20 protein-coding genes and 1 riboswitch are annotated in these 18,170 nt (G+C 41.6%); of the genes, 9 read left to right on the forward strand and 11 right to left on the reverse strand.

Features of this window, described 5'->3' with window-relative positions:
* Nucleotides 1-366 precede the first annotated feature (366 nt).
* A complete protein-coding gene (locus SporoP33_RS16195) occupies nt 367-510 on the forward strand; it encodes a hypothetical protein (RefSeq protein ID WP_196796838.1) in 144 nt (47 codons plus the stop codon).
* A gap of 122 nt (nt 511-632) precedes the next feature.
* On the opposite strand, the gene SporoP33_RS02955 is transcribed toward SporoP33_RS16195, so the two are convergent.
* Nucleotides 633-1,916 (reverse strand): glycoside hydrolase family 18 protein, encoded by a 1,284-nt coding sequence (locus SporoP33_RS02955; RefSeq protein WP_081242371.1) that lies wholly within the window; start codon nt 1,914-1,916, stop codon nt 633-635.
* A 184-nt stretch (nt 1,917-2,100) separates the two neighbouring features.
* Here SporoP33_RS02955 and SporoP33_RS02960 point away from each other — a divergent pair, with 184 nt between their 5' ends.
* Both SporoP33_RS02960 and SporoP33_RS02965 read left to right on the forward strand, forming a co-directional pair.
* Nucleotides 2,101-2,700: a spore coat protein gene (locus SporoP33_RS02960; protein WP_099662771.1), complete on the forward strand. Its 600-nt coding sequence runs from the start codon at nt 2,101-2,103 to the stop codon at nt 2,698-2,700.
* 105 nt (nt 2,701-2,805) lie between these two features.
* Entirely contained in the window at nt 2,806-3,465 is a 660-nt protein-coding gene (locus tag SporoP33_RS02965; RefSeq protein WP_081242372.1) for an HAD family hydrolase, read from the forward strand.
* A 38-nt stretch (nt 3,466-3,503) separates the two neighbouring features.
* Here the strand turns inward: SporoP33_RS02965 and SporoP33_RS02970 are convergent, their stop codons facing one another.
* Entirely contained in the window at nt 3,504-4,208 is a 705-nt protein-coding gene (locus SporoP33_RS02970; RefSeq protein WP_369821963.1) for a YetF domain-containing protein, read from the reverse strand.
* Between the two features lie 66 nt (nt 4,209-4,274).
* Nucleotides 4,275-5,183, reverse strand: coding sequence for a homoserine O-acetyltransferase MetA (gene metA, locus SporoP33_RS02975; protein WP_081242373.1), 909 nt, complete (start codon nt 5,181-5,183; stop codon nt 4,275-4,277).
* Nucleotides 5,184-5,274: 91 nt separating this feature from the next.
* Nucleotides 5,275-5,381, reverse strand: a riboswitch (SAM riboswitch).
* Between the two features lie 150 nt (nt 5,382-5,531).
* On the opposite strand from metA, the gene SporoP33_RS02980 reads away from it, so the two are divergent.
* A complete protein-coding gene (locus tag SporoP33_RS02980) occupies nt 5,532-5,801 on the forward strand; it encodes an AbrB/MazE/SpoVT family DNA-binding domain-containing protein (RefSeq protein WP_081242374.1) in 270 nt (89 codons plus the stop codon).
* Nucleotides 5,802-5,966: 165 nt separating this feature from the next.
* Here SporoP33_RS02980 and SporoP33_RS02985 read toward each other — a convergent pair whose 3' ends face one another.
* Nucleotides 5,967-6,281: a thioredoxin family protein gene (locus SporoP33_RS02985; RefSeq protein WP_081242375.1), complete on the reverse strand. Its 315-nt coding sequence runs from the start codon at nt 6,279-6,281 to the stop codon at nt 5,967-5,969.
* Between the two features lie 610 nt (nt 6,282-6,891).
* Here SporoP33_RS02985 and serA point away from each other — a divergent pair.
* Complete coding sequence (gene serA, locus SporoP33_RS02990) at nt 6,892-8,478, forward strand: phosphoglycerate dehydrogenase (protein WP_081242376.1); 1,587 nt, start codon at nt 6,892-6,894, stop codon at nt 8,476-8,478.
* Nucleotides 8,479-8,517: 39 nt separating this feature from the next.
* Here the strand turns inward: serA and SporoP33_RS02995 are convergent, their stop codons facing one another.
* Both SporoP33_RS02995 and SporoP33_RS03000 read right to left on the reverse strand, forming a co-directional pair.
* The gene (locus SporoP33_RS02995) at nt 8,518-8,964 is read right to left on the reverse strand and encodes a small multi-drug export protein (RefSeq protein WP_081242377.1); all 447 of its coding nucleotides are present in this window, start codon (nt 8,962-8,964) and stop codon (nt 8,518-8,520) included.
* A gap of 69 nt (nt 8,965-9,033) precedes the next feature.
* Entirely contained in the window at nt 9,034-9,828 is a 795-nt protein-coding gene (locus SporoP33_RS03000; protein ID WP_081242378.1) for an HAD family hydrolase, read from the reverse strand.
* 178 nt (nt 9,829-10,006) lie between these two features.
* Here SporoP33_RS03000 and thpR point away from each other — a divergent pair, with 178 nt between their 5' ends.
* Entirely contained in the window at nt 10,007-10,555 is a 549-nt protein-coding gene (gene thpR / locus SporoP33_RS03005; protein ID WP_158233641.1) for an RNA 2',3'-cyclic phosphodiesterase, read from the forward strand.
* Nucleotides 10,556-10,588: 33 nt separating this feature from the next.
* Here thpR and SporoP33_RS03010 read toward each other — a convergent pair whose 3' ends face one another.
* Nucleotides 10,589-12,277, reverse strand: a complete 1,689-nt coding sequence (locus SporoP33_RS03010) for a methyl-accepting chemotaxis protein (RefSeq protein ID WP_158233640.1) — start codon at nt 12,275-12,277, stop codon at nt 10,589-10,591.
* A gap of 581 nt (nt 12,278-12,858) precedes the next feature.
* On the opposite strand from SporoP33_RS03010, the gene SporoP33_RS03015 reads away from it, so the two are divergent.
* Entirely contained in the window at nt 12,859-14,016 is a 1,158-nt protein-coding gene (locus SporoP33_RS03015; protein WP_081242381.1) for an acyl-CoA dehydrogenase family protein, read from the forward strand.
* On the forward strand, nt 14,013-14,570 hold the full coding sequence (locus SporoP33_RS03020) for an SLOG family protein (protein WP_081242382.1): 558 nt from the start codon (nt 14,013-14,015) through the stop codon (nt 14,568-14,570). Before SporoP33_RS03015 ends, SporoP33_RS03020 begins: the two co-directional genes overlap by 4 nt.
* A gap of 240 nt (nt 14,571-14,810) precedes the next feature.
* Here the strand turns inward: SporoP33_RS03020 and SporoP33_RS03025 are convergent, their stop codons facing one another.
* From SporoP33_RS03025 to SporoP33_RS03040, 4 genes are all read right to left on the reverse strand, one after another.
* Nucleotides 14,811-15,266: a MarR family winged helix-turn-helix transcriptional regulator gene (locus SporoP33_RS03025; RefSeq protein WP_081242383.1), complete on the reverse strand. Its 456-nt coding sequence runs from the start codon at nt 15,264-15,266 to the stop codon at nt 14,811-14,813.
* A gap of 161 nt (nt 15,267-15,427) precedes the next feature.
* Complete coding sequence (locus SporoP33_RS03030; RefSeq protein ID WP_081242384.1) at nt 15,428-15,682, reverse strand: hypothetical protein; 255 nt, start codon at nt 15,680-15,682, stop codon at nt 15,428-15,430.
* Between the two features lie 295 nt (nt 15,683-15,977).
* A complete protein-coding gene (locus SporoP33_RS03035) occupies nt 15,978-16,307 on the reverse strand; it encodes a hypothetical protein (RefSeq protein WP_081242385.1) in 330 nt (109 codons plus the stop codon).
* Nucleotides 16,308-16,757: 450 nt separating this feature from the next.
* Nucleotides 16,758-17,183 (reverse strand): hypothetical protein, encoded by a 426-nt coding sequence (locus SporoP33_RS03040; protein WP_081242386.1) that lies wholly within the window; start codon nt 17,181-17,183, stop codon nt 16,758-16,760.
* Between the two features lie 265 nt (nt 17,184-17,448).
* Between SporoP33_RS03040 and SporoP33_RS03045 the strand changes: the two genes are divergently transcribed.
* Nucleotides 17,449-17,952, forward strand: a complete 504-nt coding sequence (locus tag SporoP33_RS03045) for a DUF2798 domain-containing protein (RefSeq protein WP_081242387.1) — start codon at nt 17,449-17,451, stop codon at nt 17,950-17,952.
* Nucleotides 17,953-18,170: the final 218 nt, after the last annotated feature.

Here is an 18,170-nt window from a genome sequence, read left to right on the forward strand (position 1 = left end):
GTTGTTCGTTATGCGTTCATAAGCGACTAGTCGCTCACTCTCTCTATCCTATTTCTTCAGAAACACTAGTGTTAGTTTATGAAAAGAATAAATCCTGCTTAATAAATTGAATTTTAATTGTTCGCAATATTTCTTTGTATTTCAATATTATTACTGAAAACAGAGCAAGTTACAAGATTTTTTTCTAATTTCTCTATTTCCATTTAACTTTTGTGTCAATTTTATGTACTCTCTTGATTATTTTCATTTACACTTCATTGAATATAGTGTATTATTAAACTATTCAAACAATTGGTGTTGAACTATTGATTTGAATAGGTTTCCGAACGCGTGGGAACTACTACGAAAAGAAAGAGGCGAAGCGCCATGACAAAGAAATCTCATACATTCCGCTCATTTTTAGGAGCAAACTTACTGCTAATCATGACATTTGCTTTCCTACCTGCTTTACTCGTAAATCCAGACATGGAAATGTTCCAAAACGCAATGAAAGTATTAACGAATGAATAAAAAACGTATCACAGAGCCTTTCCTGATTTCAGGAAAGGCTCTTGTTCTGTAAAACATTGTATCCGTCAAAAGCGCATTATTTTAACTGCATACAGATAATGCGTGATGCAATGCCTCAGTTTTTACCGTTTTCGCACAGTGAACCGATCTTCAAGCAGCAGCCAGTTTTGCGGAAACGCAAGTCCGAGTTTCCAGTACATGATGCCGCGCAGTCTGAATTGTTTTAACAGATTAAATTTCGCATTAATGCTCCTTGCATCTTCAAACCATACTTCATGTTGTGTGCCTTCTGCATCGTAGTACGTAAAATGCGGTGCCTGCGCCAGCGCATCATATTCTATTGCCGCGTTTACCTCGATTGCCAAGTTAGTCGCTGCTCTGGGACTGAGCGCCGCGGCAGCTTTACTGTCCGGCTGACCAAACGGAGCAGACCAATCATAGCCGTATAAATTCTGGCCTAAAAAAATTTTCTCCCGCGGGATCTGACTCACTGCATATTCTACAACTTTTGAAACCGGTCCAATGGGGCTGACGGCTTGCGGTGCACTGTATGTGTAACCCCATTCGTAGGTCATCAGTGTAACGAAATCCACAATCTCTCCATGTGCTTTATAATCATGCGCGCCATATATTCCTGTCGTCACTTCTCCTGCCTTTGGGGCCAGCGCTGTAGAAAGTGTAAGACCAGCTTTGTGAATCTGGTCCCGTGCATTACGCAATAACTGGTTATATAATTCTCTGTCTTCAGGGAACAGTAATTCAAAATCGAAATGAATATCATTATAGCCGACTTCTTTGGCGATTTTTATAGCATTTTGAATCATCCGGTTCTGTGCTTCAAGATCAGTGAATAGGACATGCCCCAATTCTGCACTGAACGAAAAATTCTCAAGATTGCTTAGCACCATCATATTTACAGCCCCTGCATTGCTGGCGATAGCCGGAATATCTGCCAGACTGGGCGCCTTCAGTGAGCCGTCCCGCTGGACTTCATAACTGAACATCGCCAAATAAGTCAGTCCATCCACGCGTCTGCGCACTTCAGCCAGCATGTCCTGACTGACCGGGGTTCTCGGTTCTACATACAGTAACGAGTCAATTGGCGTTTTGACTTCCTGAGGGATGTACAGCCGCTGACCGATCATCAATCGTGAGGAAGGATTAATCGAATTAATTTCCGCCAGTCGTGCGACGGTTAATCCGAATCGCTGAGCAATCAAATACAGACTGTCTCCAGGCCGCACCCAATAATATGAGCCGACAATCGGAATGACAAGCGCTTGTCCCACTGCAAGTCGCGTGTCGCTTTCTAATTCATTCGCTTCCGCAATTTGCTCGTACGGAACGCCGTATATTTTACCGATTTTGTATAAGCTCTCCCCTTGTGAAACTACATGAATCTGCATGAACTCCACTACCCTTCTCTAGTTCTACCCCAATAATATGATCACATACTGCCCGCTATGCATGAATTAACCAATCGATTGATTATGTGTATACGTTCATCTTTGCTTCACATACTATCCTCGATGCAAACGACAATTGAAGGAGGAAATGTAGTTGACAAATCAATTCGAAACATCTCAAAACATGCAGGGCGAACAGGTTCCCCCATCGATGAATCATGGCGGTCATGAATTATTTGATGTTCATGAAGTTCTAAATGCAGCAGTGGGAGCTTTGAATCAATCAATGATTCTGCGTCCTCATGTACAGGACCCCGAACTTCTGGATATTCTGGACCGCCAATACCGGTTTATGCTGGACGAATACAATATTACCGTCGAATGCTTCAAATCAGGCAAAGACCCTTCTCATCCGACCCAGCGTTACCAAATGAAGGCAGGCAGCGACTTTGTCTACGGCATAAAGGAAAAAGCCCCTTCCAAGCCAATCCACTCCACAAGTGAAATCACTGATGAGATCATATCCGGGTTCTTGCTTGGGGCTGCCAAAGAAGGCGCGACAGGCAAGACAGCCGCTTCATTGGAAGTATGTAACCCTGTTGTCCGCCGGGTACTTGCCGATTCTGTAGCGAACTGTATTGAAATGGCCTATGAATTGGCGATTTATCAAAACAAGCATCAGTATTACCAAGTGCCGCAGCTGAATACGCATGATATGCAGATGCTATTGAATTCATTCGCCCCATTTCAAGGTCAGCCAGCCATGCCCAAAAACCTTCAATAACCGTTCTGTTTCAGCAGGTGGAGTCATTACTCCATCTGCTTTTTTGCTTTCCTGTACATTATATTTGTATACTGTAGTGAGAAATACAGCTAAAGGGGTGCTACTATGAAAGTTGCGATTTTTGATTTTGACGGTACATTGTACAAAGAAGAAACGTTTAAATTATTGATGGATCAATTAAAAAAACATCCGGTCCACAAAAAATACTATGGGAAATTTTATCGTTCCATCCTGCCGCTTTATATCCGGTATAAATTAAATATTCTTCCTGAAAGCAAAATGAAAGAACGTTCCATGATGCTCTATCTGCAGGCACTCGAATCATTAACACTTACGGAGCTAAAAGGGTTTTTCACCGGCATGCAGGACGTCATGATGGCGGACTTTAATGAGCAAGTCGTCAGCCGCCTGGCAAAACACCGCAAAGAAGGTTACCGCGTGTTACTCGTTTCAGGTGCATATACACCTTTTTTAACTGCAGTTACCAGTCATTTGACATTCGATACAATCATCGGTACGGACATCCCGTCAACTGGAGAACATATCGCAATGGATCAGCCGTTTTTACATATTCAGGGCACAAGAAAAACCGAGCAAATCAATTATGCCCTGCGAGGAGAGAGCGTCGACTGGGCCGGCAGCTTCGCTTACGGGGACAGCATTTCGGATCTGCCCGTCCTGGAGCGGGTCGGGCATCCCGTGGCTGTTCGTCCTGACGAGAAACTCAGAGCTGTTGCAAAGAAACGGAACTGGGAGATTTTATAAAAAAGAAGAGCTCTGATGTAAGATCAGGGCCCTTCTCATTATGGCGACTTTAATGAATTGATATATAAACTGCCGTCTGTCTGAATTTCCGCATAAAATACATGTTCAGGTTTGGATATGCCTTGCTTTTTTAGCTGCTCTGTCAGCCAGACGTCGGTCAGTTTCAATTCACGCATATTCTTCTCTTCTACTTTGCCGTCCGTAATAATTTCTGTTGGAATATATTTCGGCGGCGTGACAGCTGCTTTTACATCTTTCTTCGTGGCAGGTTCTTCACCCGCTTTCAGCAGGACGCTTAAATTGCCGTTTGTTTCAAAAATAGCAAAATTGACGTCTTTCACGGAAAATACTGATTGCTCACGCAGCATCATATTCAAATCATTAAAACTTAACCGTAATTTTCGCAAAGAACCTTCGATAATTTTCCCATTTTGAATGACAATCATCGGCTTGTCGTCAAGCAGCACACGGAGCTTAATGGATTTAAACGATAAAAAATTAGCTAAAATTGTCAGCAATGCCCATAAGATCATGCCATACAGTCCGTTCAAAAATGGAGTTTCAGACTCTCCTGCCAAATCGGCTGCAATCGAACCGATCGTGATGCCTGTCACATAATGAAAAAATGTCAGCTGGGACACTTGCTTCTTCCCCATAAATCGTGCCAAAATGAGCAGCACGACAAATGAAATGACTGTACGCAGCGTCATCTCCCAAAAAGCCAATTCCCAAAATTCATCAATGTTCACAACATACACCTCCACTAGTCGGAGTATGTGCAAACTAGAAGCATCTATTCACCGCGCCTTTTAATTCCAGACATATGGCGTTTTTTGGTATACATAATAATTGAGCCAATTTGAGAACAATAAATGCGTGTGTGAACGCCATGTGTTTTTCGGTTCTTTTGTCGGGTCGTCATTCGGGAAATAGTTTTCTGGAACGTCAATGTCCGCTCCCTTTTGTACATCCCGTGCATATTCTTCTGCCAGCGTATGGGCATCATATTCTAAATGACCCGTCACCATAATATGTTTAGAATCATTGGAAATCACAATAAATGCACCCGCATCTTCAGAAGCTGAAAGCAAAGTCAAATCAGGATGTTTTTTAATTTCTTCCAATGAAACACCTGTGTGACGGGAATGCGGTGCCACGTAAACGTCATTAAATCCGCGGGCGAGATTCACCGTCGCATCAGTAATATCATGTGAAAACACACCGAAACATTTCTTTGGCAATTCAAACTTGTTAATACCGTAGTGATGATAAAGTGCCGCTTGTGCGCCCCAGCATATATGCAGGACGGAAGTAACATTCGTTTTCGTCCAATCCATAATTTCCTCTAACTCTTTCCAATAGACAACATCTTCAAATTCCATCAGTTCGACTGGTGCGCCGGTTATAATCATGCCGTCAAAACGGCGGTGTTTCACATGTTCAAATGTCGTATAAAACGTTTCCAGATGATTCTGGCTGACATTTTTGGAAACATACGTAGCTGTATTCAAGAATGTAACATTTACTTGCAAAGGAGTATTTCCCAGCAAACGGAGCAACTGCAGTTCCGTTTTTTCTTTTTCAGGCATTAAATTTAATATCAGAATATTTATCGGACGGATATCCTGTGCGACCGCACGTTCTTCGTCCATAATAAAAATTTTCTCTTTCTTCAATAACTCTCCTGCCGGCAGATGTTTCGGTATATTAATTGGCATTCCAATTCCCCCTTGACCTTTTCTCATTAGTATTTCCATATAAAAAAACCCTTTTTTCTAAAGATAAGAAATCAGGGTTTGCCGTTCACCGTTCTTATCTCTCAAGACAACAATCTTGTTGGAGGTAGCACCTTCCTGTCTGCACAGAGGTTGCTGAAGCTTCATCAGGCCAAATCCCTCAGCTTCTCTTGATAAGAAATATTTAATTATTGACTATTATAGCATTAATAAATAAATTGTATAGTTTAATTTTCAAATTTTTCTGCGCATTCAAGTTTCATAAATTGTAGACAGCGTCCGTTAGTGTATAATAGATACTACTAACTACTTTTCCCGGGGGCGGAGCTTATGAAGTCTTTAGGCATTGTTCGTAAAGTTGATCATCTCGGCAGAATTGTGATTCCAAAAGAACTTCGAAATACTTTGCTGATTGATAAGGGAGACCCTATCGAGATTTTCGCAGAGGATGACCGGATTATTCTGAGAAAATACCAAGTCAATAGAGCTTGTTTCATTACTGGTGAAGTACTGGACGAAAATAAAGAGTTATCAAATGGCTTTTTCATCAGTCCGCAAGGCGCCAAAATCCTTTTGGAACAGCTGAAAGATTTCACGTAATAAAAAACCGTCTCAATGATGAGACAGTTTGAGACTGAAGACAAACTCCAGTAATCAGGAGCTTGTCTTCAGTTTTTTGATGAGTTTTCAGCGTTGAGCAGACTGTCAGCACTTCGGTCTTACCGCATATCGACATGTGTCAGCCCGTTAAAGCTCCATGCTATGTTACGTTAAACTATTAATAAACTCTTCGATCTCTTCTTTTGTTTTACGGTTTTTACTGACAAATCGGCCAGTTTCTTTGCCTTCACTGAATGCAACGAAGCTCGGGATTCCGAATATATCAAGCTGGCTGCAAAGATCAATGAAGTCGTCGCGGTCTACAGAGATAAATTGATATTCGGCGAATTCCGTTTCCAATGCAGGTAAGAATGGTTCAATCACCCGGCAGTCAGGGCACCAATCAGCGGTGAACAAAAAAATCACTCGTTCTTCTGTTTTAAGTTGCTCAAATTGCTCCATGGATTCTAGCTTTTTCATTTTCCGACTCTCCTTTATTGAATAGTACAGGCTTCACTATACACGTTTTTCGCAACTTCTTGTCATTAGACGACTTATGCGATTTACCGCTACTTTTTTTAATTACTGATGATTTCGGATAAAACAACAGTCATAACCGAACGTTCACAAATATTTCAATAATTACGTTCGTATTTACGTGTTTTTCATATTTTCTTGAAAAGTAATTGACAATAGTTTTTGACGTGTTATGATTAGTTCTAATTTAATAGATGCAAAACAATTTCGACGAAGATAAACCTTCCTGAAAAGAATTTCCCAGAGAGCTGATGCATTGGTGAAAATCAGCAGATTCCCAGGTTGGAGGCACTTCCGAATTGATTGGCTGAACTATAGTAGGCTGGTCCGTCACATGCACGTTACGCATGCTGAATGAAGGCTGCTTATGCAGCAAAAAAGGGTGGTACCGCGTTAGTTTATAGAGCTTTTCGCCCCTTACGTATAAGTAAGGGATGGAAGGCTTTTTTTAATTTACCTGTAGGGGGGATAGCGCGAAACATACATAAATGGTCAATCATATGAAATACCAAACAAAAAACCACAATAACAATCGAAGGAGAGAATGATTAACATGGCTTTTAAAGTACTTATCAGTGACCCACTCAGCGAGGATGGAATTTTCCCACTACGGCAGGCAGAAGGTTTTGAAATTGTAGTTGAAACAGACTTAACTCCAGATCAGTTAAAAGAACGCATCAAAGGTTTCGATGCACTTTTGGTACGCAGTCAAACTACCGTGACAAAAGAACTATTAGAAGCATCTGATCAGTTAAAAATCATCGGTCGCGCAGGTGTAGGTGTTGATAATATCGATTTAGATGCAGCTACTGAAAAAGGAATCATCGTAGTAAATGCACCGGACGGCAACACAAACTCTGCGGCTGAACATACAGTTGCAATGATGATGTCAATGGCACGCAAGATTCCTCAGGCATTCAACTCACTGAAAAACAATAAGTGGGACAGAAAATCTTTCCTTGGTGTTGAATTAAAAAATAAAACATTGGGTATCATCGGACTTGGCCGAATCGGTGCTGAAGTTGCCAGACGTGCAAAAGGCCAGCGCATGAATGTAATAGCTTACGACCCATTCCTGACCGAAGACATTGCTAAAAAGCTTGGCATTGAAATCGGAACAGTGGATGAAGTCTTGACAGCTGCGGACTTCATCACAGTTCACACACCATTATTGAAAGAAACCCGCAGAATGATCAATAAAGAGGCATTCGAAAAAATGAAAGACGGCGTACAAATTATTAACTGTGCACGCGGCGGAATCATTGACGAAGATGCACTTTATGACGCAATCGTTGCAGGTAAAGTAGCCGGAGCGGCATTGGACGTATTCGAAGAAGAGCCATTCTTGGATCATAAATTGCTTACATTGCCTCAAGTAATTGCAACGCCTCACCTAGGAGCAAGCACATTTGAAGCACAGGAATCTGTAGCAGTTGATGTCAGCCGCGACGTTGTGAACTTCCTGACAATCGGTTCTGTCCGTAACCCGGTCAACCTGCCATCTGTATCCCGTGATGTATTGGCGAAAATCGAACCTTTCTTCGACTTGACAGAGAAGCTTGGAATGTTCTTATCTCAAATCCAAAATTCAGTTATCGATGAGATCAACATTCAGTATGCGGGCGAATTGGCAAACTACGATGTACGTGCACTGACTCGTAATACTGTCAAAGGTCTTTTGAAGCGTAATCTCGGTGAAACTGTCAATGACGTCAATGCAAAAGTGCTTGCTGACCGCTACGGCATTAAAGTGAATGAGCAGAAAACTACTACTGGCAGAGGTTTCATGAACTTGATCACTGTTGAAATCGTGACTGCTAAAGGTGTCCGTAAAGTAGCAGGCACACTTCTGAACGGTCTTGGACCACGCATCGTGAAAGTAGACGATTATGTAGTTGATGCGATTCCAAAAGGCCACTTATTGTTTATCCGTCACATTGACCAGCCTGGCGCTATCGGACGCGTAGGTACCCTTCTCGCTGAAGAAGATATTAATATTGCAGCGATGCAGGTCGGACGTTCCACTGAAGGCGGAGACGCAATCATGATGCTGACGGTTGATTATCATGTAGAATCTGCTTCCATTAAACGAATCAAAGAAGTTCAAAATATCCACGATGCGAAAGCAATCGATTTATAAGAACGAAAAATCCAGCTGATGATTATATCAGCTGGATTTTTATGCGGGATTAACAAAGAAGTCGAAACCCATCGCAGTCAAAATGCCAAATAACAGGCACCAGAGGGCGATACTGATTGCCGACCAGACGGCTGTATTCAACTTTTTTGCGCCAAAAACCAATCCTATGAAAGCGGCTATATGCGTGCCAATTAATATGGGTCCGGCGAGCGCTAAAACAGGTAATCCATATTTATTCATAATTTGTTCGCCGCGTAATTGGCGTTTCGATTCACTTTTCCCTTTCTTCTGATTCCTGCGGTCAATCCAGTCTTTAACCTGCTGGAAACCGATAATTAAAAGAAGAACGGTCAGCATATTACCTGCAAACGAAAGAATCATCACCCACATAGGCGACAAACCTCTTAATATACCTAAAGGAATGACGATCATAATTTCAATCCAAGGAATCGCAGCCCCAAGAAAAACCAAGCAATACTCCAGCATGCCGCACCTCCTGTCTGTATGAACCGCCTGAATCCAGTATAGCAGAATGAAAACCGATGAGAAATTTTCTCATCGGTTTTTTAATGTATCCAATATCGGGAACAGGCCTTTTAAATTATCAATTTCGTATGTCGGTATCACTTCGTCGCTTGCCGGCTTATTTTCACGATTTATCCAAACATTTTTCATGTCAACACGGCTCGATCCCAAGATATCGGTCATCAGATTATCACCGATCATCAGTGCTTCATCAGCCTGTATTCCGCATAATTCCAGTACATGCCGGAATATAGCTGCATCTGGTTTTCCTTTTCCAAATGCGCCTGAAACGACGATATGATCAAAATACAGAGGAATCTCAGGTGAAATCGTTAACTTGATTTGCTGCAGACTCGGCGAGCCGTTTGTCAGCAAAATCAATTGATAATTTTCTTTTAACTGATCCAGCACTTCAAACGTTTCTTCATATATATACGGGCTGTTCTTTCGCTCTCTCGGAAACACCTCTGCAAGTTCCCTGCCGAACGCTTCATCATCAATACCCAACTTCTTGAGACCCCTGATCCAGGCGTCTTTTTGGTAACCTGGAACGATTTGTTTCATCTTCTGAAACTCTTCTCCCTCATCGTCAAAAACACCCCAAAGCCCTTCAAAAGGATTGATTCCAATGTTTTGCGTATGTGGATATGTTTCATATGTAGCATACAGTTCTCTTGCTTCTTGACGTACAGCACGTTCAAGCTCAACCGGGTTGACGCCAGTTTTCTTAGTTGCATACTCGCACGTTTTCTGAAATGCTGTTGAAATACTTTTTGCATCCCAGATCAATGTGTCATCCAGATCAAAAATCAGCGTTTTAATCATATGCACAGCCCCTCTCTCGTTTTTCATAGTTCAGTTATATCCCACTTCTATTATACACATTACCAAAGAGATTTGTCAGTCCGTTCCCTGTCCTATGCACTATATGTTAATTATTTTATCATTCCAGGCATATTTTTCTGAATGTAAGGGAAACTATTCATTAGGAGGTGAGCTGGAATTGGCACAACATTATTTTATCGGCATCTCTATCTCTCATCCGATTCACGGGGTTGTCCGGCAATTACGCAGCGAATACCAACTGCATGACAAATACAAAGTACTTCCCCACGAAAAAGATTTGCACATGACCATGCGCTATATTGGGGAACTCGATGAAGCCAAAATATCATGGCTAACGTCTTCCTTGCGTAAAATTTCACAGTCTCATACATCCTTTACAGTGTATGTCAAAGGACTATCATTTTTCGGATCATCTACCGGACCGCGCGTCGTCTATTTATCTGTTCAATCCTCCAGCGCACTTTGCGATTTACAATCACAGATTGCAAGGCGGACGGAAAAGATACTCGAGCTGGAAAGAGATGACCGGTTCGTTCCGCATATTACGATAGCGAAAAAACGAAAGACAAAAGAAAAGATGCAGTTAGAAAAAAAGCTCATTGACCCAGTGCCTGTGTTAATAGAAGAATTTACGTTATTCAGGATTCACCCAAATGAACAGCCTTCCTATGAAGAGTTCGCCCGTTTTCCATTAAAAAAGAGCTGACTGCATAATCGCAGTCAGCTCTTTCCCTAGTCCTCACACTTGAAAACGTCCCATATCATGTTGCAGCTCTTCCGCCAGTTGAGCAAGCGTTTGGGAACTGGATGTAATTTCCTCGTTGGCCGCCAGCTGCTGTTCAGTTGCCGCACTTGTAGATTGAGCTTCAGCTGCTGCCTGAACGGCCAATTCTTCCACTTGTCTTGCTCCATCCGTCACTTCATCGGTCATCGCCCGAATTTCTTCGATGGCTGCAGAAACAGTTGATACTTTTTCACTGACATCTGATGTCGCATGTTCAATATCCATGAAAATAGAATTAGTCTTTTCTGTTAAAGCCAATCCTTCATCTACACGCTTTCTTCCTTCTCCAGTGCTCGACACTACTTTAGTGACATCTTCAATAATAGTGTCGATCATTCTGCCAATTTCTTGTGTAGATTGTTTGGACTGTTCGGCAAGGTTTCGTACTTCTTCGGCTACAACTGCAAAGCCTTTCCCATGCTCGCCTGCACGAGCCGCTTCAATTGCAGCATTAAGCGCTAACAGATTCGTTTGTTCAGCAATCGCAGTAATCATCGATGTAACGTTCCGTATATTTTCCGTATGTTTTGCCATTTGATTGATTGTTTCCATTGAATCACCGATCGTTTGACTGATGTTTGTCATCTGATCCTTCGTCTCACCCATTAATGAAGAGCCTTCCTTCACCAGTCGTGCGACGTCTTCAGATGAGTTCAGCATTTCCTCATTGTCATGTGTGATAACGTCAATCGCTGTCACCATCTCTCCCATTGAGACAGTGGATTGATTGACGATATTCGCTTGTGATTCACTCGTCTGCAAGTTCTTCTCGGAAATTTCCGCCACCATTTCTGAAGCAGCTAAACTTTCTTCGGCACTGGCTGACAGCTCTTCTGACTGCGCAGCAAGCTGCAAAGCGGAATGTTTCGCACGATCGATAATGCCGCGCAAATCTCCAACCATTCGGTTCAGCGCAACAGACATATCACCGATTTCATCGCGATTTTTAATCTTTACTTCCTCAATGGAAAAATTACCTTCTGACACTTCTGCCAGCGCATTCGTCATCTGCGTGACAGGGCGTCTGATCAAACCGCTGATGATAATTGTTATCGCGACGCTGGCAATAATTCCTATTAAAATCAATATACCCATCATAAGGACAGCGGAACTTGTATAACTGGCTACATCTTTCTCAAGTTGTTCTTGCTGTTCACGCTGAAAATTAATCATTGCGTCAAGATTCTTGGAAATTACTTCTTGGAAAGCAGTGCCGTTTGTTCCCGTTTTGAGTGCCTGTTCATCATTGCCTGCCTTTGTTTCGTCTATAATGTTTTGCAATACTTTTTCATATTCTTCTGTAGCATCATGGGTTTCAGATAGCAATTCTTTCATCTTACTGCTATTGAGAATGATATCCAATTCGTCTAATCTTTCATGCGTACGCTGACTGATTTCCTTCAGTTCATTTATGTATGATTCAGAACCATATAACATGTATCCCCTGATGTTTTTCACAAGGTCATTCTGATCACTTTTCTGCCGCTCGAGTAATATCACTTTATGCATCCGATCTTCGATTAAAAAAGTGTATTGTTCATTAACTTTCTTAATCGCCAAAAATCCCACTGTTCCAATGACAATCATAATAATGACAATACTCATAAATCCAAGCCACAGCTTTTTTCCTACCGTAAACTTCACAATGCCCATCCCCCTTATTCAACTGAAGTGTATATCAACACTTCTAACCCTCGTCAATTATACTCCAATACTTTTATATTCGGACAGGACATTCCTCAATTAGATAAAAAATGTAACTTTACGCATATCCTTTATGAATTTCCCATCGACTCCCGAATAAATAGATCAATAGTTCTTATCTAGCGATTAATTCATTATATTACGTGGTTACAAAGACACCACTTTAAGGTGTGTCCATTTAATTATTTTTTGAAGTTACGATAGAATAATGAACACTCTTCTAATTTGCTCTAGATCAAAATCGACAGTCTTGACCCTTCTGTTCCTCCGTATTGACAGAACTCCTGAAAATAAGCCGAATACCGCTTGCCGTTTCCTTTTTCATTTTTCTATACTTTTCAGCAGCATATTACAATAACTTTTTTCTTTCGTCAGAATGGTAATTTTATTGTTTTTCTAGTATACTAGAACTTCATGACTCTTGAAGAAAATGTTCAAGGGCTATTGCGCATTTACATATATCTGTCATGCAACAGCATATAAACGTAACAGAAGACTGAAGTAGTTAGGACGTGTTTCTCGTGTCGACAGAACTTTTTATCACAACGGACTTTCAACGCCGATGGGTCAATGAATTGACTGAGGCAGGTCCGTTTTTCAGCAGCTTCTCAGAACAATCTGACAGGCTCTCCAAATTCCCAAAAGAAAATATTAAAAAGCTTGTAGAAATGGGCTATACCGCGCTTACACTCCCAAAAGAATTCGGAGGGGCAGGCATTACAGTGACGGACATGGTTTTATTTCAGGAGACTATTGCACGTTTCGACAGCGCCACTGCACTGGCGATTGGCTGGCACCAGGGCGTCGTCGGTGAACTGTATGAAAGCCGCAAATGGACAGAAGAACAATTGACCCAATTCAGTGAAGCCATTCAGCAAGGCGCTCTGGTCAACCGTTCCGTGACCGAAGCACAGACCGGCAGTCCGACACGCGGCGGCCGCCCGCAGACAAACGCAGTGCGCACAGCAGACGGGTGGGTCATTACAGGTGAAAAAACGTTCACAACAATGGCACCGGCTCTCACTCATATCTTAGTATCCGTTTGGATTGAAGAAAAGCAGAAAGTCGGCTTCTTTTTGCTCCCGCGCGAATCTGAAGGTCTCTCTATTAAAGAAACGTGGCACATGATTTCCATGCGCGGCACAGAGAGCCAGACACTTGTGCTGGACCAAGTAAAAGCTGCGCCTGATCAGCTGGTGGAAGTAAATGACGCGCCGCGCGGTGATAAGCAAAACGGGTGGATTTTACATATCCCTTCCTGCTACTTAGGCATCGCACAGGCAGCGCGTGATTATGCAGTGCAGTTTGCCTCAACTTATCAGCCAAACAGCCTGAACGAACCTATCGCATCCCTTTTCAGTATCCAGACGCAGATCGGTAAAATGGACCTGGAATTGATTAAAGCGCGCCATTTGCTGTATGATATCGCCGGCATCTATGATAATCCGGCCCGCCGGGTTCATTTGCAAAATGAATTGGGCGTGGCTAAGTCTATCGTGACGAACAGCGCAATTGAAATCGTTAATCTCGCAATGCGTATTGTTGGTGCAAAGAGTTTAGAGTTATCCAACCCGCTTCAGCGTTATTATCGTGATGTGCGTGCGGGCCTTCATAATCCCCCGATGGATGATATGACCATCACCAAGCTCGCGCAGGCGGCAATCGACGGGCAGAAATGATGAAACGTCTGCTTGTGAGCGGTTATAAAGCCCATGAATTAGGAATTTTTAATGACCAGCATCCGGGTATTCCGATTATTAAGAAAGCATTGACCGACCAGCTTCTGCCGCTTCTCGATCAAGGACTCGAATGGGTCATCGTCAGCGGTCAGCTGGGCGTGGAGACGTGGGTGATTGAATGCGTCTGGGAACTGCAGGAAGATTATCCTCATTTACAATACGCTGTCATTACTCCGTTTCTTGATCAGCAGGCAAAATGGAACGAAACAAAACAGGAAACCTACGAACAAATATTGGCTCTTGCTGATTACACAGTAAGTCTGACAAACAAACCATATGAAGCACCTTGGCAGTTCGTAGAGAAAAACAAGTTTTTGCTCCGGAACTCCGATGCTTTATTACTTCTGTATGACGAAGATAATGAAGGCTCGCCAAAATTCCTCAAGAAGATGGCTGAACAATTAGCTGACACATCAAATTATGAATTACTGACAATTACTGCGGATGATTTGCAGCTCATTGCTGAAGATCTTCAGCGTGAACAATGGGAGTAACTAAAATGCCTTGCACTATTTCAATTCATCCAAGATATTTGAAGGGATTTCAATTGAAAGCACAGGCAGTAAGATAAATAGCGGTACTTGAATTCAAAAAAACCGCGTAAAACCAAGTTATAAAAACTTCGGTTTTACGCGGTTTTCATTTGATGATAACGGTTAATTGCCATAGACTTTCCGCTAACACCTCTTTTGACAGCTTCTGAACGTATTGCCCACTCCATACATCTTCGAAAATCACATGTTTTGTGCATGGTAACCCAGTTTTTTCAGCTGTTCAATGAGCTGTTCTTTTTCTTTTATATCCAGCCCGCCAAAAATTTCTTTTATCGCTTTTTTGTGCTTAGGAAAGACTTCATCCATTAGTTCGGTCCCTTCTGCTGTTATAGAAGCATGGGTTACACGCCGGTCTTTTGGACAAGGTTTTCTTTTTACCAACTTTTTCTTTTCTAACTTATCCACGACATAGGTGATACTGCTGCTCGCAATCAATACCTTCTCACCAATTTTTTGAATCGGCTGATCGCCTTTGCTGTAAACTAATTCCAGCACAGCGAACTCTGTAGGATTTAACTTGAATTGTTTTATATCTTCTTCCACGCGCGCTTTAATGGATTGCAACGCACGGGTTAATACGATAAATGCTTTTAGGGACAAATCCTCTTCGTATAGTTCTGTATTTTTAGTATCCATGATTTACTCCTTTTTATCTCGAATTCGAGATAATTATATACCATTGGGCTGATCGTGTCAATTGTGAGGGAATAACCTCTTTCTGCATTACTTGGCCAATTGCTGAATCAGCATGGATTCATTAATTTTATTTCGAGAATTATACAGCTGCTATAGATCTTTTATACAGCAAGGATATATTCAGCCGTCTGAATCTTGGTCCCCCTTTTTTCTTTTAGATTCAAAAATGTATCATATCCAAAGAATACGGCTATTCCGCTCCAGAAGATGATAGGCGGCGAGAATAAATCTTTGTTGATTAACAGGTAAGAGAAATAATTAATGGCTGTTATGAGCATATATGTAAAGAAGCCAAGTAATGCTGCTCTTTTACTATGTAATAGTTCTATTTTATTCATTCGTTTAAATAACTTCATTTACATTCCTCAGTTCTATACAATCCCCAGTTTATGGGATAATCTTATGTGATCTTCGCGCCCGATAGCTAGATAGTGGTTTGAAACCGTTGATCTGCGCTGCAGCCGGACGCTTTCTGGAGGGAGGGCGGTGGACCACACCCCTCGCTTCGCTCGCAAGGTGTTTCACCTGTCCCTCTGATCCTCCCAGTCGCCTGTTTCCGCTCCGATCAACTAAGTGAATACAAAAAGCGTATGCGACAATAACGCCCGATTGCTTTATAAGACTTTGTTGATAAAGATCGCAGAAAGTTTTTCAGCCATCTACGTTACCGTTCTCCAATCTCATATTTAATACATCATAATCCTCTTTTTTAAAAGTTACAGTTATCCTAGCGACTCTTTTTGAATTCGGATACAGATATAATTGCTGATTAAATTTTATTCCTAACGGTGTAATTATTTGGTAGATTAAATTTAAAATATGAAAGCAATCTAACTCGACTCCATCTTTCAAATTATTTTTCACACTAATAACCACTATGTTGTCAATGGTTTCAAATGCAGGTTTTCTGGGCGAAATATTGTTGACTTCGCAGAGTTTCTTAATAACTTGCTTGAAAACATCTGTGTTCGCACTACTCATTCCCAATACAACACCTTTCACAAATTGGATTCATTTCACCAAGAGTTATTCGGTTAAATAGCCCATAGATGGGATAACGGTTGGAACTCGTTGATCTGCGCTGCAGCCGGACGCTTTCTGGAGGGAGGGCGGTGAACCACACCCCTCGCTTCGCTCGCAGGGTGTTTCACCTGTCCCTCTGATCCTCCCAGAGTCGCCGGCTTCCGCTCCGATCAACTAAGTGAGTGCGAATAAATCATATGCTGCAATCGCGCCCGATAACGGAGATAATGGTTGCAACCCGTTGATCTGCGCTGCAGCCGGACGCGTTCCGGAGGGCGGGCGGTGAACCACACTCCTCGCTTCGCTCGCTAGGTGTTTCACCTGTCCCGCTGATCCTCCCGGAGTCGCCGGCTTCCACTCCGATCAACTAAGTATATGCTTCTAAATTTATTCAGTAATCTGCGCCCGTTAGCTGTAAGCAGTTTCTCCCGACTTATCCCATTTTCTTAAAAATCTATCAATCACAAAGAATACAACGGAAAAAACAAAGCATAATACGGGAATAGGATGCGTAACAACCTCAACGAAATTAAACGTTGCAAAAGGTTTGTACTCATAAAAAATACTGTAAGGAATTATAAACAAAAGACCAAATAAAATGTGGAACCCTAGAGAGATAACTTCTTGAAACTTCTTTGCTTTAACACTTAATTTATCCGCAATAACTGAGGGGGAAATTCCGTATATGAAAACTATGGGAACTATGTATAGCGAATAAACTACAATTCCAAGGAATATCCCACCATCTTGATAAGGCACTGGTTCCAGTATATTCAAACCAATTATGGCAAGAATCGAAGTGAAAAGTGCCACGTAGATTTTTCTTTTAAACATAGCTTTTCTCCCTCACCACTTATTTATATTATATAACAAAATGGCCCGATAGTAGCCCAGCCATTATTCCGTAAACGCGCCCGATTGAGGAAGACTATTTAAGACTTTGCTCACATATTTTTGAAAAAAACAAGACTGGTATTCATTTAAGAATGCGATAAAATGATTATTACAGTGTGTAGAGATATTGGTCAATTCATTCAACCAAAAATATATGTCACATGATACGTCTACCATCTGAAAACTTATTTCGGAGGGTAACAAAATGCATAAAGAAAATCAACTGCCTCAATCGCCAAGAGAAGGCATACTATTTATGATGATTATATCGATTATTTCTGTAAACACCATTGCTCCTATCATTATGATGTTGGATCAAGGATTCAACACGGGAAATTATTTGGAAACGTTACGGATTATCCCTCTCCTATGGGTTATTATCGTGTTGTTGGTAACTTTGGTCGCTGAACCGATAGTTAGTAAAGCAATGCCAACATTCGCAACTAGAACGGATGGATTCAATGCCCACATATTGTTGAATACCTTTTTGACGGTTACAGTCTTATCTGTTTGCATGTCAATAATAGGACCTTGGGTTGGTATGTGGAAAATAGGCATCGAGCCTTTTCAAAACTTCTTTCACAATTGGTTTAGGAACTTCGGGGTGGCAATTTGGATCGAGTTACTGATTGCACAGCCCATCGCAAGATATGCAATGAAAAAAATACATGCAAAACAGGCAAGTAAAACAGAGAATGTAAATATTTAACCTAGATAAATTCCTTTTATACTACCTTTTCATATTTTGTACTCCTGAACCAAACCCGTTACAAGTTAGATGGCATTTTCTAACATACCATCATTTACAGCATTCAGTAGTTAGCATAATTAATAAATATTTGATTTAAAAAATGGCGGTATCTGTGGGTATTGAATAACCACAGATACCGCCATTTATTATTTTACTGTAAGCGTCAAATAACCCAC

It is taken from the genome of Sporosarcina sp. P33, from assembly GCF_002077155.1.
Taxonomy (GTDB): Bacteria; Bacillota; Bacilli; order Bacillales_A; family Planococcaceae; genus Sporosarcina.

Bases quoted from the DNA above. Each gene is read 5' to 3' on its own strand.
- SporoP33_RS16195 (WP_196796838.1), top strand. From the start codon at position 367: ATGACAAAGAAATCTCATACATTCCGCTCATTTTTAGGAGCAAACTTA.
- SporoP33_RS02955 (WP_081242371.1), bottom strand. From the start codon at position 1,916: ATGCAGATTCATGTAGTTTCACAAGGGGAGAGCTTATACAAAATCGGT.
- SporoP33_RS02960 (WP_099662771.1), top strand. From the start codon at position 2,101: ATGCAGGGCGAACAGGTTCCCCCATCGATGAATCATGGCGGTCATGAA.
- SporoP33_RS02965 (WP_081242372.1), top strand. From the start codon at position 2,806: ATGAAAGTTGCGATTTTTGATTTTGACGGTACATTGTACAAAGAAGAA.
- metA (WP_081242373.1), bottom strand. From the start codon at position 5,183: ATGCCAATTAATATACCGAAACATCTGCCGGCAGGAGAGTTATTGAAG.
- SporoP33_RS02980 (WP_081242374.1), top strand. From the start codon at position 5,532: ATGAAGTCTTTAGGCATTGTTCGTAAAGTTGATCATCTCGGCAGAATT.
- SporoP33_RS02985 (WP_081242375.1), bottom strand. From the start codon at position 6,281: ATGAAAAAGCTAGAATCCATGGAGCAATTTGAGCAACTTAAAACAGAA.
- serA (WP_081242376.1), top strand. From the start codon at position 6,892: ATGGCTTTTAAAGTACTTATCAGTGACCCACTCAGCGAGGATGGAATT.
- SporoP33_RS02995 (WP_081242377.1), bottom strand. From the start codon at position 8,964: ATGCTGGAGTATTGCTTGGTTTTTCTTGGGGCTGCGATTCCTTGGATT.
- SporoP33_RS03000 (WP_081242378.1), bottom strand. From the start codon at position 9,828: ATGATTAAAACGCTGATTTTTGATCTGGATGACACATTGATCTGGGAT.
- SporoP33_RS03020 (WP_081242382.1), top strand. From the start codon at position 14,013: ATGATGAAACGTCTGCTTGTGAGCGGTTATAAAGCCCATGAATTAGGA.
- SporoP33_RS03025 (WP_081242383.1), bottom strand. From the start codon at position 15,266: ATGGATACTAAAAATACAGAACTATACGAAGAGGATTTGTCCCTAAAA.
- SporoP33_RS03030 (WP_081242384.1), bottom strand. From the start codon at position 15,682: ATGAAGTTATTTAAACGAATGAATAAAATAGAACTATTACATAGTAAA.
- SporoP33_RS03035 (WP_081242385.1), bottom strand. From the start codon at position 16,307: ATGAGTAGTGCGAACACAGATGTTTTCAAGCAAGTTATTAAGAAACTC.
- SporoP33_RS03040 (WP_081242386.1), bottom strand. From the start codon at position 17,183: ATGTTTAAAAGAAAAATCTACGTGGCACTTTTCACTTCGATTCTTGCC.
- SporoP33_RS03045 (WP_081242387.1), top strand. From the start codon at position 17,449: ATGCATAAAGAAAATCAACTGCCTCAATCGCCAAGAGAAGGCATACTA.